This is a genomic window from Ruegeria sp. CH8 (assembly GCF_056536985.1).
This window is the reverse complement of the sequence record NZ_JBQFQR010000006.1, coordinates 119,809-137,544: the sequence shown is the minus strand read 5'-3', so window position 1 is coordinate 137,544 and position 17,736 is coordinate 119,809. Positions and strand designations below refer to the sequence as shown.

General features: G+C 60.2%; 15 protein-coding genes. 8 read left to right on the top strand and 7 right to left on the bottom strand.

The features are described from left to right. Positions 1–137: 137 nt before the first annotated feature. Both ACR0ER_RS08910 and ACR0ER_RS08905 read right to left on the bottom strand, forming a co-directional pair. Entirely contained in the window at positions 138–371 is a 234-nt protein-coding gene (locus ACR0ER_RS08910; RefSeq protein WP_480768608.1) for a hypothetical protein, read from the bottom strand. 310 nt (positions 372–681) lie between these two features. Beyond that, the gene (locus ACR0ER_RS08905) at positions 682–2,340 is read right to left on the bottom strand and encodes an NAD+ synthase (RefSeq protein WP_480768607.1); all 1,659 of its coding nucleotides are present in this window, start codon (positions 2,338–2,340) and stop codon (positions 682–684) included. A 146-nt stretch (positions 2,341–2,486) separates the two neighbouring features. On the opposite strand from ACR0ER_RS08905, the gene ACR0ER_RS08900 reads away from it, so the two are divergent. After that, complete coding sequence (locus ACR0ER_RS08900; RefSeq protein ID WP_480768606.1) at positions 2,487–3,944, top strand: MORN repeat-containing protein; 1,458 nt, start codon at positions 2,487–2,489, stop codon at positions 3,942–3,944. A 10-nt stretch (positions 3,945–3,954) separates the two neighbouring features. Here ACR0ER_RS08900 and ACR0ER_RS08895 read toward each other — a convergent pair whose 3' ends face one another. Continuing rightward, positions 3,955–4,620: an SDR family NAD(P)-dependent oxidoreductase gene (locus ACR0ER_RS08895; protein WP_480768605.1), complete on the bottom strand. Its 666-nt coding sequence runs from the start codon at positions 4,618–4,620 to the stop codon at positions 3,955–3,957. 287 nt (positions 4,621–4,907) lie between these two features. Here ACR0ER_RS08895 and ACR0ER_RS08890 point away from each other — a divergent pair, with 287 nt between their 5' ends. Continuing rightward, the gene (locus ACR0ER_RS08890; RefSeq protein ID WP_170333469.1) at positions 4,908–6,482 is read left to right on the top strand and encodes a 2-isopropylmalate synthase; all 1,575 of its coding nucleotides are present in this window, start codon (positions 4,908–4,910) and stop codon (positions 6,480–6,482) included. A 158-nt stretch (positions 6,483–6,640) separates the two neighbouring features. Here ACR0ER_RS08890 and ACR0ER_RS08885 read toward each other — a convergent pair whose 3' ends face one another. Continuing rightward, complete coding sequence (locus tag ACR0ER_RS08885; RefSeq protein WP_480768604.1) at positions 6,641–7,432, bottom strand: 23S rRNA (adenine(2030)-N(6))-methyltransferase RlmJ; 792 nt, start codon at positions 7,430–7,432, stop codon at positions 6,641–6,643. Positions 7,433–7,588: 156 nt separating this feature from the next. Here ACR0ER_RS08885 and ACR0ER_RS08880 point away from each other — a divergent pair, with 156 nt between their 5' ends. The 6 genes from ACR0ER_RS08880 to ACR0ER_RS08855 are packed head-to-tail and all read left to right on the top strand — an operon-like array spanning position 7,589 to position 14,155. Beyond that, complete coding sequence (locus tag ACR0ER_RS08880) at positions 7,589–8,635, top strand: rod shape-determining protein (protein WP_170333465.1); 1,047 nt, start codon at positions 7,589–7,591, stop codon at positions 8,633–8,635. A gap of 58 nt (positions 8,636–8,693) precedes the next feature. Continuing rightward, positions 8,694–9,596 (top strand): rod shape-determining protein MreC, encoded by a 903-nt coding sequence (gene mreC, locus ACR0ER_RS08875; protein WP_480768603.1) that lies wholly within the window; start codon positions 8,694–8,696, stop codon positions 9,594–9,596. Beyond that, positions 9,589–10,125: a rod shape-determining protein MreD gene (locus ACR0ER_RS08870; RefSeq protein ID WP_480768602.1), complete on the top strand. Its 537-nt coding sequence runs from the start codon at positions 9,589–9,591 to the stop codon at positions 10,123–10,125. The genes mreC and ACR0ER_RS08870 overlap by 8 nt, the downstream gene beginning before the upstream one ends. After that, entirely contained in the window at positions 10,122–12,071 is a 1,950-nt protein-coding gene (gene mrdA / locus ACR0ER_RS08865; protein WP_480768601.1) for a penicillin-binding protein 2, read from the top strand. Before ACR0ER_RS08870 ends, mrdA begins: the two co-directional genes overlap by 4 nt. Next, the gene (rodA, locus tag ACR0ER_RS08860) at positions 12,068–13,207 is read left to right on the top strand and encodes a rod shape-determining protein RodA (RefSeq protein ID WP_170333458.1); all 1,140 of its coding nucleotides are present in this window, start codon (positions 12,068–12,070) and stop codon (positions 13,205–13,207) included. Before mrdA ends, rodA begins: the two co-directional genes overlap by 4 nt. Positions 13,208–13,222: 15 nt before the next feature. Continuing rightward, positions 13,223–14,155 carry a 2-hydroxyacid dehydrogenase gene (locus ACR0ER_RS08855; protein ID WP_480768600.1) on the top strand — a complete coding sequence of 311 codons (933 nt, stop codon included), beginning with the start codon at positions 13,223–13,225 and terminating at the stop codon, positions 14,153–14,155. Here the strand turns inward: ACR0ER_RS08855 and ACR0ER_RS08850 are convergent. Genes ACR0ER_RS08850 through dut form a run of 3 tightly spaced genes read right to left on the bottom strand, consistent with a single transcriptional unit; the run spans position 14,152 to position 17,726 of the window. Continuing rightward, positions 14,152–16,167, bottom strand: a complete 2,016-nt coding sequence (locus ACR0ER_RS08850) for a M3 family metallopeptidase (protein WP_480768599.1) — start codon at positions 16,165–16,167, stop codon at positions 14,152–14,154. The two genes, ACR0ER_RS08855 and ACR0ER_RS08850, sit on opposite strands and share 4 nt — an antisense overlap. Before the next feature lie 57 nt (positions 16,168–16,224). After that, entirely contained in the window at positions 16,225–17,271 is a 1,047-nt protein-coding gene (locus ACR0ER_RS08845; RefSeq protein ID WP_480768598.1) for a HesA/MoeB/ThiF family protein, read from the bottom strand. After that, positions 17,271–17,726, bottom strand: a complete 456-nt coding sequence (gene dut / locus ACR0ER_RS08840) for a dUTP diphosphatase (protein WP_480768597.1) — start codon at positions 17,724–17,726, stop codon at positions 17,271–17,273. Before dut ends, ACR0ER_RS08845 begins: the two co-directional genes overlap by 1 nt. Between the last annotated feature and the right edge of the window lie 10 nt (positions 17,727–17,736).

The window sequence follows — 17,736 nt, the reverse complement described above, 5'->3', positions numbered from 1 at the left end:
CGGATCGCAATGAAGGCTTGGAGCAGGCGCACAGGCAACATGTCTTCTGTCGCAGGGTCGATGATTTTTACGTGCTGTGGCGAATACGCCAAAAAGTCTGAGAACACTCGCACTTTCAAGTCGAATTGACCTGAAATTTAAGCTGCCCCTCTCAACCCGGCCCATTTCTGGCGAAGCGACGCTGACAAACTTGAATCTCTATTCTGAGCCTCTTTATCCATCTCCGCCTGATCAGGCAGTTCAGGGAAAAGGGCCAGGGCTTTCGCAGATCTCCCCTTGGGTTCGGGGTCTTCCAACTCTTCTTCCCGAAGAATATCTGCAATTGCCGAGTCCAGCTTGGCTTCGTCCAAAACGCGGGCTTCGGACTCCATGGCTTTGTACCTTAGCGGCGGGTGAAGAGGCTTATCGTAACCCTTATACATAACAACACCAAATCGTTAACTCAGACATCCAAACTTGGGTGATCCACAGCTCCAGAAACCGAATTGAGGTCACCCCGCCCCACATGAGGCATCAACTAAGCTAAAATGTGGCAAAAAAATGTTTCGGATTCAAGCCGTCAGTTTCATGCGCCCCAAGAAAATCAGGGGTTTATTCACCATTGGGAAACAATGGGTAAGCACAGCCAAGCAAACAGGGCGGACTGGAAACGACCCCTCCCCCAATTCGAGTATCGAAAGCTCAGACCTGGTCCCGCCAGCGGTTCACAATCGGATATCGGCGATCCAGCCAGAACGCCCGGCTGGTCAGGCGCGTTCCGGGGGCAGACTGAAAGCGCTTGTACTCGCTGATATAGATCAGATGCTCGACCCGCCGCGCGTCGGCCTCGTCGAATCCAGCGGCCACGCATTCAGCGATCGAACCTTCCTGATCGACCAGAATATCCAGAATCGCGTCCAGTACCGGGTAATCGGGCAGGCTGTCGCTGTCCTTTTGATCTTCGCGCAGTTCGGCGCTGGGAGGTTTGTCGATGACCGAAGGGCGGATCACTTCACCCGCCGGGCCCATCATCCAACTGCGGTGATTGGCGTTGCGCCAGCGGCAGGTCTCGAACACGCGGGTTTTGTACAGATCCTTGATCGGATTGTAGCCGCCGTTCATGTCGCCGTAGATCGTGGCATAGCCCACCGCGACTTCGGATTTGTTACCGGTGGTCAGCAACATCTCGCCAAACTTGTTCGAGATTGCCATCAGCAGCAAACCGCGCAGGCGGGACTGGATGTTTTCTTCGGTCAGGTCCTCATCGCGACCAGAAAAAAGCGGGGCCAAAGTCTGGGTCACCGCCGCGCGGCTGTCCGAGATCGGCACATAGTCGTAGTGAACGCCCAGCGCCTTGGCGACGGCCTCGGCATCGTCCAGTGAGCCCTGGCTGGTGTATTCGGACGGCAGCATCACGCATCGGACGTTCTCGGCGCCGAGGGCGTCCACGGCAATCGTTGCTACCAGTGCGGAATCGACCCCGCCCGACAGGCCCAGCAGAACCTTTTCAAACCCGGTCTTGCCCATGTAATCGCGCAGGGATTGCACCATCGCGCGATAGTCCTGCTCCCATTCATCGGGCTGCGGTACGATCTCGGCCGGCACGATTCGCCAGCCGTCATCGCCGCGCTCAAGGTCGATATGGGTCACGGCCTCGTCGAAAACCGGCATCCGGAACGCCAGCTCTCCGCCCGGGTTAAGGCCGAAGGTGGCCCCATCAAACACCTGATCATCCTGCCCGCCCACCATATTGAGGTAGATCACCGGCAGGCCGGTCTCGATCACGCGAGCCACCATATGGTTCAGGCGAATGTCGTATTTGTTGCGAAAATAGGGCGAGCCGTTGGGGATCAAAAGAAACTCAGCCCCGGTTTCCTCAAGCGTTTCGGCCACATCAGGGTGCCAGCCATCTTCGCAAATCGGGCTGCCGATGCGCGTGTTGCCAACCGCATAGGGTCCACCCAGAGGTCCGGCATCATACAAGCGCACCTCATCGAACACCGTTTCATTGGGCAGGTGATGTTTCAGAACTTTGCTGCCGATCCGACCGCCCTTTAGGATCAGGTAGGCATTATACAGGCTGCCATCTTCAACCCATGGCCCGCCAATCGCCACCGCCGGGCCATCGGCGCATTGGGCGGCCAACTCTTCGACCGCGGCCATCGCTGCCCGGTGAAATGCAGGTTTCATCACCAAGTCCTGCGTGTTGTAGCCAGTGATGAACATCTCGGGGAACGACACCAGATCGGCCCCGGCCTCGCGCGCCTGTTCCCAAGCGGCCAACGCCTTGGCGGCATTGCCTTCGATATCCCCCACGGTGGGGTTGAGTTGCGCCAGAGTGATGCGGAAACGGTCGGCCATGCTGCCCTCTTGCCCTCGTCAGTCTTACTGCCATTTAGCAGATCGTTGCGCGAGTGAAAGGCAAATGCGGCGAAACCCGTTGCTCTGCCCATGCGCGTGCCGTAGTTTTGCGCAAAAGGATGAACCCCGGACAGGCAGGACCGATCATGAACGCTTTCCGCATTTCAATTGCCGTATCCGTGCTGGCCCTGATCACTGCAGGAGCCTCCGCGCAGGATGGTCAGGTGATCACCAAAGATGACGAGGTCGGAGGCGTCTATGAAGGCACCTTTGAAAACGGACTGCGTCACGGGACCGGCACCTACCGCCTGCCCAACGGGTTCGAATACAGCGGCGAATGGGTCGAGGGAGAGATTCAGGGCAAAGGCGTAGCCCGCTACGTCAATGGTTCGACCTACGAGGGGATGTTTGCCAAAGGTCAGCCCGAAGGGCGCGGCAAGATCGTCTACGCCGATGGCGGCAGCTATGACGGCGAATGGTCTAACGGGTCGATCAATGGCACTGGCATCGCAAACTACGCCAATGGCGCACGCTATGAAGGTGGGTTCCAAAACGCCCGCTATCACGGCAAAGGCGTGATGACCGATCCTGGCGGGTACAGTTTTGACGGGGACTGGGTCGACGGCGTTAAACAAGGCAAAGGCAAGATCACCTATGCCGAAGGCGGCGTCTATGAGGGAGAGGTCAAGGACGGCCAGCGCCATGGGCAAGGCACCCTGACCCTGCCTGACGGAATGACCTATACCGGCGTATGGGCTGAGGACCGCATCACCGGAACCGGGCGTCTGTCATATGTCAACGGGGATGTCTACGAAGGCGCGCTGGTTGATGGCCGCCGCCAGGGTAAGGGCAAGGTGGTCTATGCCAACGGTGATGTCTACGAGGGCCTCTATGCCGACGATCTGCGCCATGGGCAGGGCACTTATACCGGTACTGACGGTTATGTTTATACTGGCGAATGGACCGACGGCCTGATCGAAGGGCTGGGTGAAGTAACCTATCCCGACGGTTCGATCTATGTCGGCGATTTCAAGGCCGATCTGGCCGAAGGAAAAGGCCGCATCACTTACACGGACGGTTCGAGTTATGATGGGGACTGGATTGCCGGCGTGATCGAGGGCCGTGGTGTTTCAACCTATCCAAACGGCACGGTCTACAAAGGAGAATTCAAGAACGCCAAAAACCACGGCGAAGGCATCCTTTCGTCAGCCGACGGCTACAGCTATGTCGGCGACTGGATCGACGGCCTGCGTCAGGGCGAGGGCATGGCCACCTATCCCGATGGAACAGTCTATTCCGGAGAGTTCCAGGCGGGCAAGCGCCACGGGCAAGGTGAAATCGTGATGGCCAACGGCTTTAGCTATTCTGGTCAGTGGACCGAAGGCAAAATCACCGGCGACGGAGTTGCAACCTATCCAAGTGGCGATGTCTACGAAGGCAGCTTTGTCGACGCAAAACGTCAGGGCAACGGAACAATGCGCTACGCCAACGGCGAAGAAGAGACAGGGGTTTGGGAAAACGGTGCGCTGGCAACAGCCAGCGAGACTGCACCGGAAGCGGCCACCGAAACACCGCCTTCTGACACTGACAATTCAGACGGCTGAGGCGAAACTGCTACCACGGCACCTGTTTTCCAGCCCAATCATAGAACCCGCCGGTATCGGCCGGGGTCAGCTGCGCCATAACGTCCAGCAGGTTTGAAGCGGCCTCTTCCGATGCAACCGCGGGATGACGTCCGAGGTATTTTCGGGTGAACTCTGTTTTGACCGTACCGGGATGCAAGGCGACGCAGACCGCGTGTTTATGGGTTCGGGCCAGTTCGATGGCCGCTGTGCGAACGATCTGATTCACAGCCGCCTTTGAAGCCCGATAGCTGACCCACCCGCCCAAACGGTTGTCCCCGATCGACCCGACGCGCGCCGACAGCACGGCAAAAACCGCGCGCCGGTCTCGTGGCAATAGGCGCGCCGCGTGTTTCAAAACCAAAGCCGGACCCACGGCATTCAGCGCGAACTGATCCATCATCGCCTGCGCAGATATGGCGCGGAAGGTCTTTTCCGGTGCCGCGCCATCAATCTCCAAAGCACCTGAGGCAACAAGGATCAGATCATAGGGTCCAGGCAGAGAGCTCAATAGCTGGTCCACACCATCCGGCTTGGTCAGGTCAAATTCGTCTGCCGAACGTGACAAGGCTGTCACCTCCACGCTCTGCCCCCTCAGGTGCTGACACACAGCCTGTCCGATTCCACCAGAAGCGCCGATGATCAATGCGTTTTCCATACCAATGCACCTAGCCGCCTACCCGATAGGATCAATGCGGCAAGGAAAAGAAACCACTCAACTGCCGTTAGTCACAAATTGGTCTTTTCATTCCGGGGCGGCTCTGTATAACCTCATTCCCATGATCAACCGCGCAGATACCCTTGTTGCCGACACCGCCCTTCGCGGTGCGTCTCTGCGTGGCCTACTGATCCTAATCCGCCTCTGAGCGTGCCATCCGGCGCGCCCGCTCAGAGGAGGACGCCCGCGCGCCATAGGCTTTAGGACAGAAGAAGAAAGAGAATCCCATGACCAACGTGACCGACCAAGACCGCGTCTTGATCTTCGATACCACTTTGCGCGACGGCGAGCAGAGCCCCGGCGCAACCATGACCCATGACGAAAAGCTCGAAATTGCCGAGTTGCTGGACGAAATGGGCGTCGACATCATCGAAGCCGGTTTCCCCATCGCCTCTGAAGGTGACTTCAAGGCCGTATCCGAGATCGCCCAACGGTCGAAAAACAGTCGCATCTGCGGACTGGCCCGCGCGAATTTCGCCGATATTGACCGCTGCTGGGAGGCGGTGAAACACGCCGGGAAAAACCGTATTCACACCTTCATCGGCACATCTCCGCTGCACCGCGCCATTCCGAACCTGACACAGGATGAGATGGCCGAAAAGATCCACGAAACAGTCAGCCACGCGCGCAACCTGTGCGAAAACGTGCAATGGTCGCCGATGGACGCAACCCGGACGGAATGGGATTACCTGTGCCGCGTGATCGAGATCGCCATCAAGGCCGGGGCGACTACGATCAATATTCCTGACACTGTCGGCTACACTGCGCCGCTGGAATCGGCGGACCTGATCAAGCGCTTGATCGAGACGGTTCCGGGCGCGGATGAGGTGGTTTTTGCCACCCACTGCCACAACGACCTTGGCATGGCGACCGCGAACTCTCTGGCCGCAGTCGCAGGCGGAGCGCGCCAGATCGAATGCACCATCAACGGTTTGGGCGAACGCGCCGGCAACACGGCCTTGGAAGAGGTCGTCATGGCGCTGCGCACCCGCAATGACATCATGCCGTGGAATACGGGCATCGATACCACCAAGATCATGCATATCTCGCGCCGGGTGGCGACAGTGTCGGGCTTCAACGTGCAGTTCAACAAGGCCATCGTCGGCAAAAACGCCTTTGCCCATGAAAGCGGCATCCACCAGGACGGGATGCTGAAGAACCGCGAAAACTTCGAGATCATGCGCCCCGAGGATATCGGGTTGTCGGGAACATCCTTGCCCTTGGGCAAACACTCGGGTCGTGCGGCATTGCGTGATAAGCTCGAGACGCTGGGGTATGAGGTCGGAGACAACCAGCTCAAGGACATCTTCGTCCGGTTCAAGGATCTGGCCGACCGCAAGAAAGAGGTGTTCGACGACGACCTCATCGCGTTGATGACGCTGGATGATGATGAGGGCAACGACCACTTGCAACTGGTGTCGATGAAAGTCACCTGCGGCACTGGCGGCCAGGCGGAATCGACAGTGGAACTGGAAGTGGACGGTCAGGACAAGATCGCGACAGAACACGGCGACGGCCCGGTGGATGCCACCTTCAAGGCGATCCGCGCAATCCATCCAAACACCGCCCGGCTGCAACTGTATCAGGTGCACGCGGTGACCGAAGGCACCGATGCGCAGGCTACCGTGTCGGTGCGGCTGGAAGAGGACGGTATGATTGCCACCGGTCAATCCGCCAATACCGATACGGTGGTGGCCTCGGCCAAGGCGTACATCCACGCGCTGAACCGCCTGATCGTGCGCCGCGAGAAAACCGGCCCCGGTGCCGACGCGCGCGAGATCAGCTACAAAGACCTGACTTAAACGACGGAAAAGGGCTCCCGCACCCGCGGCGGCCCGGCTTCGCCGACCCTTCTTGGGTTTTGGGCCCGGCAGCGCGCCTACGGCGCGCTGCCGGGCCCAACTCGGTTGGCTGCATCTCTGATGCGGGCAAGCGAGGCGGGAGCCTCACCCTTTTTAAATTAAGCTCTGAGCTTTTTGAACAGCGTCGTCAGGTGGGCCATTTCACCCTCAAGGCCAAAGGGCGCGTTGATGATGAACATACCCGACCCCACCATACGATGCCCTTCCCTCACAGGGGCGAAGCTGACCTCATGGCACAGGGTTTTCGGCAGGTTCTGAGATTTCAGGGCGGAGATCATCGCGCTGTGACGATTGTCCGTCAGGATCGGATACCACAGCGTGATCACACCCACGTTCCATTTACGATGCAGCTTGCCGATTATTCCTGGCAGGCGATCATATTCTGACTTCACCTCATAGCTTGGATCGATCAGCATTATCCCACGACGCGGCGTCGGAGGTAGCAGAGACTGCGCCAGTTCATATCCGTCCTGCCGATACACTTTGGCGCCACAGGGCGACATCGCCATGGCCAGAGCGGAATGTTCCTGCGGGTGCAACTCGGCAAAGTGCAAGCTATCTTGTTCTCTCAGCAAACTGGCGGCGATCAGTGGTGAGCCGGGATAGGCTTCTGCCCCGTGCCTTTGCTGAACCGCGCAGATCGCTCGCTCCAGCGGATGATCCGCGTCAAACCAATTGGCCTGCTGGACGCGCCGGATGCCGGCCTCCGCCTCACCCGTGCGCACCGCCTCGACCGCGTCCAGCTTGTACAAGCCCCGTCCCGAATGGGTTTCCAGATACGTCAGCGGCTTGTCCTTGCGGGTCAGATAGTCCAGCACAGATGCCAATAAAGCATGCTTTTGCACATCAGCCAGATTCCCAGCGTGGTAAATGTGTTGATAAGAGAGCATTTTGCCTTCTAAAGTCCCCGTCAATAAGGCGGAAAGGTGCTGATTGTCGCGGAATCAGCCCTTTTACCGGGCGTGTTGGCACCCTATAAGTCATCCGTCCCGGAACCGTCGAGTCGCGGGCAGTAGAAAAAACCGACATACAGGATCAGGGGAAACATGGGGATCTTTGGCAATCTGGGCGGCCTGTTCACAGCGGACATGGCTATCGACCTTGGAACGGCGAACACGCTGGTTTATGTCAAGGGGCGCGGTGTTATCCTGTCTGAACCTTCGGTGGTGGCATATCACGTCAAGGACGGCGTCAAAAAAGTGCTGGCCGTGGGTGAAGACGCCAAGTTGATGCTGGGCCGAACCCCCGGTTCGATCGAAGCCATCCGCCCGATGCGTGAAGGTGTCATCGCAGACTTCGACACCGCCGAGGAAATGATCAAGCACTTCATTCGCAAGGTGCACAAACGCTCGACCTTCTCGAAGCCCAAGATTATTGTTTGCGTCCCCCATGGCGCGACCCCGGTCGAGAAACGTGCGATCCGTCAATCGGTTATGTCTGCAGGTGCGCGCCGCGCGGGTCTAATTGCGGAACCCATCGCTGCAGCAATTGGCGCCGGGATGCCAATCACTGATCCGACCGGAAACATGGTCGTTGATATCGGTGGCGGCACAACCGAGGTCGCGGTTCTGTCGTTGGGCGACATCGTTTATGCCCGCTCGGTCCGCGTTGGTGGCGACCGCATGGATGAGGCGATCATCTCGTATCTGCGTCGTCAGCAAAACCTGCTGGTCGGTGAATCCACCGCCGAACGCATCAAGACCACCATCGGCACCGCTCGGATGCCGGACGATGGGCGCGGCCAGTCGATGCATATCCGTGGGCGTGACCTGCTGAACGGCGTGCCAAAGGAAATCGAGATCAGCCAGGCCCAGGTGGCCGAGGCTCTGTCCGAACCCGTCCAGCAGATTTGTGAGGCGGTGATGACCGCGCTGGAAACCACGCCGCCTGATCTGGCTGCGGATATCGTGGACCGGGGCGTTATGCTGACCGGTGGAGGTGCGCTACTGGGCGATCTGGACCTCGCCTTGCGCGAACAGACTGGTCTGGCCGTGTCGATTGCCGATGAAAGCCTGAATTGTGTGGCTTTGGGCACCGGCAAGGCGTTGGAATACGAAAAACAACTGCGCCACGCGATTGACTACGAAAGCTAAGGCGCGCACCCTTTGCAGATAGGGTAAACTCGGCACGAGCAGCACGGGAAGGTAACCTGTGGCAAAAGACCGATCTCAGCGCGACGAATACACCACCCCCTTGCGCCGCCTGCTGTTGGGGATTGTGGTGCTGTGTCTGCTGGCCATCTTTCTGGTCTGGCGCATCGACAGCCCACGGGTGGAACGGTTCCGCGCGCAGGTCGTTGATCGGGTTGTGCCGTCAATGGAATGGGCGATGGTTCCGGTCACCGCCGTGGTTAATCTGGCGCGAGATTTTCAAAGCTATCAGCGCCTAAGCGAACAGAACCAGGAATTGCGCAGCGAACTGCGCCTGATGCGCGCATGGAAAGAGGCCGCCCTGCAGCTAGAGCAGGAAAACGCCCGGCTGCTGGACCTGAACAATGTGCGCCTTGATCCGCGCTTAACCTATATTACCGGTGTTGTGATGGCCGACAGCGGCTCGCCCTTCCGGCAGTCCGTGCTGCTGAATGTGGGTGAACGCGACGGCATCACCGATGGCTGGGCTACGATGGATGGGATCGGCGTGGTTGGGCGTATCTCGGGCGTGGGACCGGATACGGCGCGGGTGATCCTGATGACCGACGCCTCCAGCGCGATCCCGGCGACCATTCAACCTTCGGGCCAGACCGCCCTGATCACAGGCGACAACACCCCGGCCCCTGCCGTCGAGTTTCTGGAAAACCGTGAACTGGTCCGCCCTGGCGACCGCGTCGTGACCTCGGGCGATGGTGGCGTTTTCCCGGCTGGCCTGCTGATCGGCCAGATCACCGCCGATCCCGGAGGCCGCCTGCGCGTGCGTCTGTCGGCAGATTTCGAGCGGCTCGAATTCCTGCGTGTGCTGCGATATCTGTCGGCCCCCACCATTCGGGACCCGGGCAGCATCGTGGGGCCCACCCAGCCTGCAGCGGCGCTTCCTCCCGTGGAGGTGGGTGATGGATAGCCAGACCTCACAACTTTGGCTTAAGCGAGGCCTGTACCTGTTTCTGGCCGCTCTGATTCTGTTCTTGCACTTGCTGCCACTGGACACAAAACCGGACCGTTGGCCGTTTCCGGACCTGCTGATCGCGCTGACCTTCGCCTGGGTGCTGCGGCGGCCCGAATTCGTTCCAACTCTGCTGGTCGCCTTCGTCATGCTGATGGCCGATCTGCTGCTGCAACGCCCGCCCGGCCTGCTGGCGGCTCTTGTGGTTCTGGGGGCCGCTTACCTGCGTTCCGCTGCATTTGGCTTGCTGGACTCGGGTTTTGTCGGCGAATGGTCCACTGTCGCCGCAGTAATCACGACTATTTTCCTGCTGAATCGCGTCATTCTTGCTATCCTGTCGGTACAACAAGCAGCCTTGGGGCCGGCAGTGATCCAAGTGGTTCTGACAATAGCAGTTTATCCTTTGATCGTTCTGTTCACGCAAAACGGACTTGGAGTGCGGCGCAAGTCCAGCGCGGAAACCGGTGCATTGGGGGCACGCGGATGAAGCAGCGCAAACCCAAGGCCACGGGCCTCGCCTATAAACGCCTGCCCCGCAGAGCATTGATTCTGGGTGGGCTGCAGGCCGCTTTTGTCGGTGGCCTGGCCGCCCGGATGCGGTTCATGCAGGTGGATCAGGCCGATGAATACCGCCTGCTGGCCGAGGAAAACCGGATCAACATCCGCCTGATCCCGCCGACCCGTGGCCGGATCTATGACCGGAACGGAGAGATCATCGGCCAGAACTCACCCTCATACCGCATCGTCATGGTGCGCGAGGACGCGGGTGAGGTGGACGAGGTGATCGCAAAGCTGTCAAAACTGATCCCCCTGACAGCTGACGAAATCGAACGCGCCAAAACCGAGATGCGCCGCTCGGCCCCCTTCCTGCCGGTGACACTGGCCGATCAGGTCACGTGGGAGGACATCTCAAAAGTCGCCGTCAACGCCCCTGCCCTGCCCGGCGTTATCCCCGAAGTGGGGCAGACCCGGCAATATCCACGATACGAGGATTTCGCTCATGTAGTCGGTTATGTCGGCCCGGTTAGTGACTATGACCTCAGCCAGATCGAAGACCCCGAGCCCGTCCTGCGCATCCCCCGGTTCCAGATTGGCAAGGTCGGGCTAGAGGCAAAACAGGAAATCAGCTTACGTGGAAAGGCCGGTGCCAAGCGGGTCGAGGTCAACGCCACCGGCCGCGTAATGCGTGAACTGGACCGGCAGGAAGGAACCGCCGGGGCCGATCTTCAGCTCTCGGTCGACGCGGACCTGCAGCAATACGCACAGGCGCGTCTGGCCGGTGAAAGCGCCGCCGCCGTGGTGATCGACTGCGAAACCGGTGATATCCGCGCCATCAGTTCTGCCCCCAGTTTCGACCCGAACCTGTTCGTACGTGGAATCTCGGTCGCTGATTACCGGGCGCTGACACAGGACAATTACCGCCCGCTGGCGAACAAAACCGTGCAGGGTACCTATCCGCCCGGTTCGACCTTCAAGATGATCACCGCCATGGCCGCGCTTGAGGCCGGGGTGATCGGATCGTCCAACACCGTTTACTGCCCCGGCCACCTGAAGGTAGGCAGCCGCCGCTTCCACTGCTGGAAACGGGGCGGGCATGGCACGGTCGATCTTGAAACCTCCCTGAAGCGCAGCTGCGACGTTTATTATTACGACGTAGCCTTGCGGGTGGGCATCGACAAAATCTCGGACATGGCGCGCATTTTCGGGCTTGGCGTCAAACACGACATTCCAATGTCTGCTGTTGCTGCCGGGCTGGCTCCGAACCAGGAATGGAAGCAGCGCGTGCACGGGCAGGACTGGTTGGTGGGTGATACCGCAAATGCCTCGATCGGTCAGGGCTTTATGCTTGCCTCGCCGCTGCAACTTGCGGTGATGACCGCACGTATCGCAACCGGGCGTGCCGTAAGTCCGCGTTTGGTGCGGTCAGTGGACGGGGTGGAACAACCTTCGGGTGCGGGTGAACCTCTGGCGGTGAACCGCAACAATCTAGAACAGGTGCGGCAGGCAATGTTCTCGGTCTCGAATGACCGCCGCGGCACGGCTTATCGCAGTCGCATCATCGCTGATGATTTCAGAATGGCGGGCAAAACCGGCACCAGCCAGGTGCGCAACATCACCAAGGCCGAACGGGCCGCCGGCGTGATCCGCAACGAAGACCTGCCATGGGAGCGCCGCGACCACGCGTTGTTCGTCAGCTTTGCGCCCTACGATAACCCGAAATACGCCGTGGCAGTGGTGGTGGAACATGGCGGCGGCGGCTCCAAAGCGGCAGCCCCTGTGGCTCGCGATATCATGCTGCAGGCGCTCTATGACGGTACCCCGCCGCTTGAGGCCTACCCGGTTGCCGACCGGGACCGGATCAAGGAGCAGCAAAAACGGCTGGAAGGCGACCGCCGCCCCAAAGCGCGTCCGACCGAGAAGGATCGCGCATGAGCTATCTTGAATATACCGTCAAATCCACACCCTCGGGGTTTCGCAAGTTCCTGTATATGAACTGGCCACTGACCCTGCTGTTGATCAGCGTGGCGAGCGCCGGGTTCCTGATGCTGTACTCGGTTGCGGGCGGGTCGTGGATGCCGTGGGCAGAACCTCAGCTGGAACGTTTCGGACTGGGCTTGACGGTAATGTTCATCATCGCGCTGGTACCGATCTGGTTCTGGCGCAACATGTCCGTCGTGGCTTATCTCGGCTCTATCGTTTTGCTGATATTTGTTGAACTTTTCGGCACCATCGGCATGGGCGCCCAGCGCTGGATCGACCTTGGCTTCATGCGCCTGCAGCCATCCGAAGTCATGAAAGTTGCGCTGGTCATGGTATTGGCTGCTTACTACGATTGGCTGCCATCCCACAAAACCTCACGCCCGCTGTGGGTGCTGATCCCGGTCGCTTTGATCCTGATCCCCACAGCTATGGTTCTGAAACAGCCCGATTTGGGCACTTCGATCTTGCTGTTGGCCGCTGGGGGCGGCCTGATGTTCCTCGCCGGTGTCCATTGGGCGTATTTCGCCGCCGTCATCGCCGCCGTGGTCGGGCTGATTGCCACCGTGTTCAACAGCCGGGGAACCGAGTGGCAGTTACTCAAAGACTATCAGTTCCGCCGTATCGACACCTTTCTTGATCCCTCAACCGATCCGTTGGGCGCAGGGTATCACATCACGCAATCCAAGATTGCGTTGGGCTCGGGGGGCTGGAACGGGCGCGGATTCATGCAGGGCACGCAATCACGCCTGAACTTCCTGCCCGAGAAACACACCGACTTCATCTTCACCACGCTGGCCGAGGAATTCGGCTTTGTCGGCGGCATAACTCTCCTGACACTTTATGGTCTGATACTGGTGTTCTGTCTGGTGACGGCGCTTTCAACCAAGGACCGGTTCTCGTCGCTGGTGACGCTGGGCATCGCGCTGAACTTCTTCCTGTTCTTTGCCGTCAACATGTCGATGGTGATGGGCCTAGCCCCGGTTGTGGGCGTGCCGCTACCGATGGTCAGCTATGGCGGATCGGCCATGCTGGTTCTGATGGCCGCCTTCGGCATCGTCCAAAGCGCTCATATCCACCGTCCCCGCTGATCCGAAAGGCCCAACATGCCCGTGAACGTCCTGTTTTCCGCGCGCCCAGCCCTATGGCCGGTGTACGAGCCGTTGCTGACCAAGGGCCTGACCGAGGCTGGGCTGGACTTCCACCTAAGCACCGATTTCGAGCCGGATCAGGTTGATTACGTCGTCTATGCCCCGAACGGAGGTTTGCTGGATTTCGCCCCATACACGAGGCTGAAGGCCGTGCTCAGCCTGTGGGCCGGGGTCGAGAAGATCGCTGGCAACGAAACCCTAACCGTCCCTTTGGCGCGGATGGTGGATCATGGGCTGACCCAAGGCATGACCGAATGGGTGGTGGGCCACGTGCTGCGCTATCACCTGGGGATGGATCAGCACATCACCGTTCAGGATGGGGTCTGGGCACCTGACGCACCGCCTTTGGCCACCGAACGCCGGGTTTGCGTTCTGGGCCTTGGCGCGTTGGGCGAGGCGGTTTCATGCGCATTGGCCGCGTTGAATTTCGACGTCACGGGCTGGAGCCGCTCGGCCAAAGAGATTGCCGGCGTCACATGCCTGCATGGCACAGACGGGCTGCGCACCGCTCTGTCACAGGCCGAGATCGTGGTGCTGCTGTTGCCTGACACGCCTGCCACGACCAATACGCTGAACACAGAAACACTGGCCCTGTTGCCCAAGGGCGCGCATATCATCAACCCCGGCCGCGGACCTCTGATCGACGATGAGGCCCTGTTGGGCGCGCTGAATTCAGGTCAGGTCGACCACGCAACGCTGGATGTGTTCCGGGTTGAGCCGCTGCCAGCAGACCATCCCTATTGGACGCATCCGAATGTGACGGTCACGCCGCACATCGCCTCAGAGACGCGACCCGTGACGGCGGCACAGGTGATCTGCGAGAACATCCGGCGGGGCGAGAAAGGCGAACCCTTCCTGCACCTCGTCGACCGTGACCTGGGGTATTAGGCGGCAATCAGCCCCCGGCCTTTCAGCAAGGCCTCAACCCCCGGCAACCGGCCCCGGAACGCCAGATACAGCTCCTCTGCCTCACGCGAACCGCCGGTGGACAGGATGTTCTCCTCCAGCGCCTTGGCGCGCTCCGGGTCAAAGGCCCCTCCCGCCTCTTCAAAGGCGGCAAAGGCGTCGGCGTCCATGACCTCGGACCACATGTAGCTGTAGTACCCCGAGCTATAGCCGTCGCCCGCAAAGACATGCGCGAAATGCGGCGTCGCATGGCGCATACCAATGGCCTGCGGCATTCCGATCGCGGAAAGCACCTCAGCCTGTTTCACCATCGGGTCGGCTGGGGCTGAACCATCATGGAACGCCAGATCGACCAGCGCCGAGGCGACATATTCCACCGTCTGGAATCCCTGATCGAAATTGGCTGCGTTCAGCACTTTCTCCAGCATCTCCTGCGGCATTGGCTCGCCGGTTTCCGCATGGGTGGCAAACTCGGCCAAAACCTCCAGCACTTCCAACCAGTGTTCGTATAGTTGGCTGGGCAGTTCAACGAAGTCCCGCGCCACGCTGGTGCCCGAGATGCTTTCATAGGTCACATTCGACAGCATCTGATGCAGCGCGTGACCGAATTCATGGAACAGCGTCCGCGCGTCGTCATAGGACAGCAGCGCTGGATCCCCCTTGGCAAAATTGCAGACATTGATCACGACCGGAGCCTGCACCTTGGGGAACTTCGCCTGCGACCGCATCGCGCTGCACCACGCGCCGGACCGTTTCGATCCGCGCGCAAAGTAATCTCCAATGAACACCGCGATATGCTGGCCGTTGCGCGTCACTTCCCATGCCCGGCAATCGGGGTGATAGAGCGGCACGTCCAGCGGGGCGAACTCCAGGCCGAACAGGCGGTTGGCGCAGGCAAAAGACGCCTCGATCATGCGGTCCAGCTGCAGGTATGGCTTCAGCGCGGCTTCGTCCAGATCATGTTCGGCCTTGCGGCGCTTCTCGGCGTAATAACGCCAGTCCCACGCTGCCAGCGGGCCATTGACGCCGTCGTCTTGCATCATCTGTGTCAGGGTTTCCGCGTCTGCATCGGCACGCGACTTGGCCGGTTCCCATACCTGCATCAACAGGTCACGAACCTTATCGGGCGTGCGCGCCATTTCGGTTTCCAGCTTGTAATCGGCAAAGCTGTCATAGCCCAGCAGCTTGGCCCGTTCCTCGCGCAACTGCAGAATCTCGGCGGCAATTTCGCGGTTGTCTGTCTCGCCTCCATTGGCACCCCGCGCGGTCCAGGCGCGATAGGCCTTTTCCCGCAGGTCTCGGCGGGGTGAGAATTGCAGGAAGGGCACGATAAGAGACCGTGACAGAGTCACCACCGGACCCTCTGCGCCCTTTTCCTGCCCGGCCGCACGGGCGGCGTCCACAACAAAACCCGGCAGGCCTTCCAGATCGTCCTCGGACAGGTCCATAAACCAGTCGCGCTCATCGGCCAGCAGGTTCTGAGTGAAGGATGTGCCCAGCGAAGCCAACCGCGCCTTGATCTCTTGCATCCGAGCGTCATCATCACCGGTCAGCGCCGCGCCTGAGCGTACGAATCCCCGATGGGTCAGCATCAGAACCCGCGCCTGCTCATCGGTCAGGTTTAGTTCGTCCTTGCGGGCCCACAGATCGGCCAGGCGCTGAAACAACGCTTTGTTCGAGGAAATCCCCGAGAAATGCGCCGCCAGCTTGGGCGAGAACTCACGCTGCAATTCCTCACGCGCCGGATTACTGTCCGCCCCGGCGACGGTAAAAAACACCGACAGGACCTTGTCCATTTCCTCGCCCGCAGCCTCAAGCGCCTCGATCGTGTTGGCGAAGGTGGGCGCGTCCGGATTTCCAGCAATCGCATCGATCTGGGTGTTATGGGCCTGCATCGCCTGATCCAGAGCGGGGGCAAAATCACCATCCGCGATATCGGCAAAAGGTGCGATTTCAAACGGCGTGGTCCAGTCGGACAGGATCGGATTGGTCATGCGTGTCTCCTTTGACCACAGAATTAGGAACGGCAGGCCGGATGATCCAGAGCAGGGTTACACCCCGGCTCCACAAATCGGGCAATCCGCACGGCGCGACAGGGTGATCTTGCGGCTTTCGCCATAAAGCGCGTCATAAATCAGCATCTCGCCGCGCAAGGCCTGCCCGGCCCCGGTGATCACCTTGATCGCCTCAACCGCCATCATAGAACCCACCACACCGGGCAGCGGACCAATCACACCCGCCTCAGAGCAAGAGGGGGCCAGACCGGGGGCCGGGGCCTCGGGGAAGATGCACTGATAGCAGGGCGCGTCATTGGCAGGATCAAATACGCTGAGTTGCCCTTCCCACTGCGACAGGGCACCCGAGATCAGGGGCTTGCCCAGCGCCGCCGCTGTTCGGTTGGCCAGATAGCGGGTGTCGAAATTATCGGTGCCGTCGAGGATCAGATCGAAGTCGGAAAAAAGGTCTTGGGCAATCTCGTCGGTCAGGCGACGGTGATATGGCAGAACAGTGACGTTGGGGTTCTGCGCCTCCATCGCCTGCTGCGCCGAGAACACCTTGGGCACCCCGATATCGGCATCGCGGTGGATCACCTGCCTTTGCAGGTTCGCGTTTTCAACCTCATCATCGTCGATTACGCCGATTGTACCGACGCCCGCCGCCGCCAGATATTGCAGAGCGGGTGCGCCCAACCCACCTGCTCCGATCACCAGCACGCGGGCTTTTTTCATTTTCTTCTGACCTGGTCCGCCCAATTCTCGCAAAACGATGTGGCGGGCATAACGTTCCAGCTCGGTCTCTGAGAATTGGTCGGATGGCATGGCGGGCTCCTTGGCGGCGGCAGGGGCTGCGCGGTTTCGCAGCGCTTTCAACGCCCTTCCGTAAACCAGAACCACAATGGCCACGCCACCCAAGATCAGCCACAGCGCCGCAGAGCCGCCAGTCGCCTCGCGCAAGGGATGCCCATCGGGCAGAACCAGTTGGGCCGTAATCACGCCCAGCAGCAGAACCCCGACCGAGGTCATCCGTGCCGCCCGGGAAACCCCGGCGACATAGCCGATCCCCCACAGACCCGCAGCCAGGATCAGGACCAGCAGCATCAGCCGCGCCCGGTCGAGCCGAAACCACCCGCGCCGCGTGCGGTGTCGCTGAGCGCCTCCGCCGGCTCGAACGCAGCCTGCACCACGGGGGCAACGACCAGTTGGGCGATGCGCTCGCCATGGGTGACTTCGAACGCCTCTTGCCCGGCGTTCAGGACGATCACGCCCAAGGGACCGCGATAGTCACTGTCAATCGTGCCGGGGGTATTGGGCAGGGTGATGCCGTGTTTCAGCGCCAGACCCGAGCGGGGACGCACCTGAACCTCGAACCCCTGCGGAATTTCGATACGCAGACCCGTTGGCACCAAAGCGCGTTGTCCCGGTTCCAGCGTGATCGAAGCCCCGTCCGGCAGGTTCGCCCGCACATCCGCCCCGGCCGCCCCGGAGGTTTCATAGGACGGTAGAGGAACCGACGGATCGGACCCTTCCTCTCGGGTCACACGAATAGCAACCATCACTGCTCCT

Bases quoted from the DNA above. Each gene is read 5' to 3' on its own strand.
- ACR0ER_RS08910 (WP_480768608.1), bottom strand. From the start codon at position 371: ATGGAGTCCGAAGCCCGCGTTTTGGACGAAGCCAAGCTGGACTCGGCA.
- ACR0ER_RS08905 (WP_480768607.1), bottom strand. From the start codon at position 2,340: ATGGCCGACCGTTTCCGCATCACTCTGGCGCAACTCAACCCCACCGTG.
- ACR0ER_RS08900 (WP_480768606.1), top strand. From the start codon at position 2,487: ATGAACGCTTTCCGCATTTCAATTGCCGTATCCGTGCTGGCCCTGATC.
- ACR0ER_RS08895 (WP_480768605.1), bottom strand. From the start codon at position 4,620: ATGGAAAACGCATTGATCATCGGCGCTTCTGGTGGAATCGGACAGGCT.
- ACR0ER_RS08890 (WP_170333469.1), top strand. From the start codon at position 4,908: ATGACCAACGTGACCGACCAAGACCGCGTCTTGATCTTCGATACCACT.
- ACR0ER_RS08885 (WP_480768604.1), bottom strand. From the start codon at position 7,432: ATGCTCTCTTATCAACACATTTACCACGCTGGGAATCTGGCTGATGTG.
- ACR0ER_RS08880 (WP_170333465.1), top strand. From the start codon at position 7,589: ATGGGGATCTTTGGCAATCTGGGCGGCCTGTTCACAGCGGACATGGCT.
- ACR0ER_RS08870 (WP_480768602.1), top strand. From the start codon at position 9,589: ATGGATAGCCAGACCTCACAACTTTGGCTTAAGCGAGGCCTGTACCTG.
- mrdA (WP_480768601.1), top strand. From the start codon at position 10,122: ATGAAGCAGCGCAAACCCAAGGCCACGGGCCTCGCCTATAAACGCCTG.
- rodA (WP_170333458.1), top strand. From the start codon at position 12,068: ATGAGCTATCTTGAATATACCGTCAAATCCACACCCTCGGGGTTTCGC.
- ACR0ER_RS08855 (WP_480768600.1), top strand. From the start codon at position 13,223: ATGCCCGTGAACGTCCTGTTTTCCGCGCGCCCAGCCCTATGGCCGGTG.
- ACR0ER_RS08850 (WP_480768599.1), bottom strand. From the start codon at position 16,167: ATGACCAATCCGATCCTGTCCGACTGGACCACGCCGTTTGAAATCGCA.
- ACR0ER_RS08845 (WP_480768598.1), bottom strand. From the start codon at position 17,271: ATGCTGCTGGTCCTGATCCTGGCTGCGGGTCTGTGGGGGATCGGCTAT.
- dut (WP_480768597.1), bottom strand. From the start codon at position 17,726: ATGGTTGCTATTCGTGTGACCCGAGAGGAAGGGTCCGATCCGTCGGTT.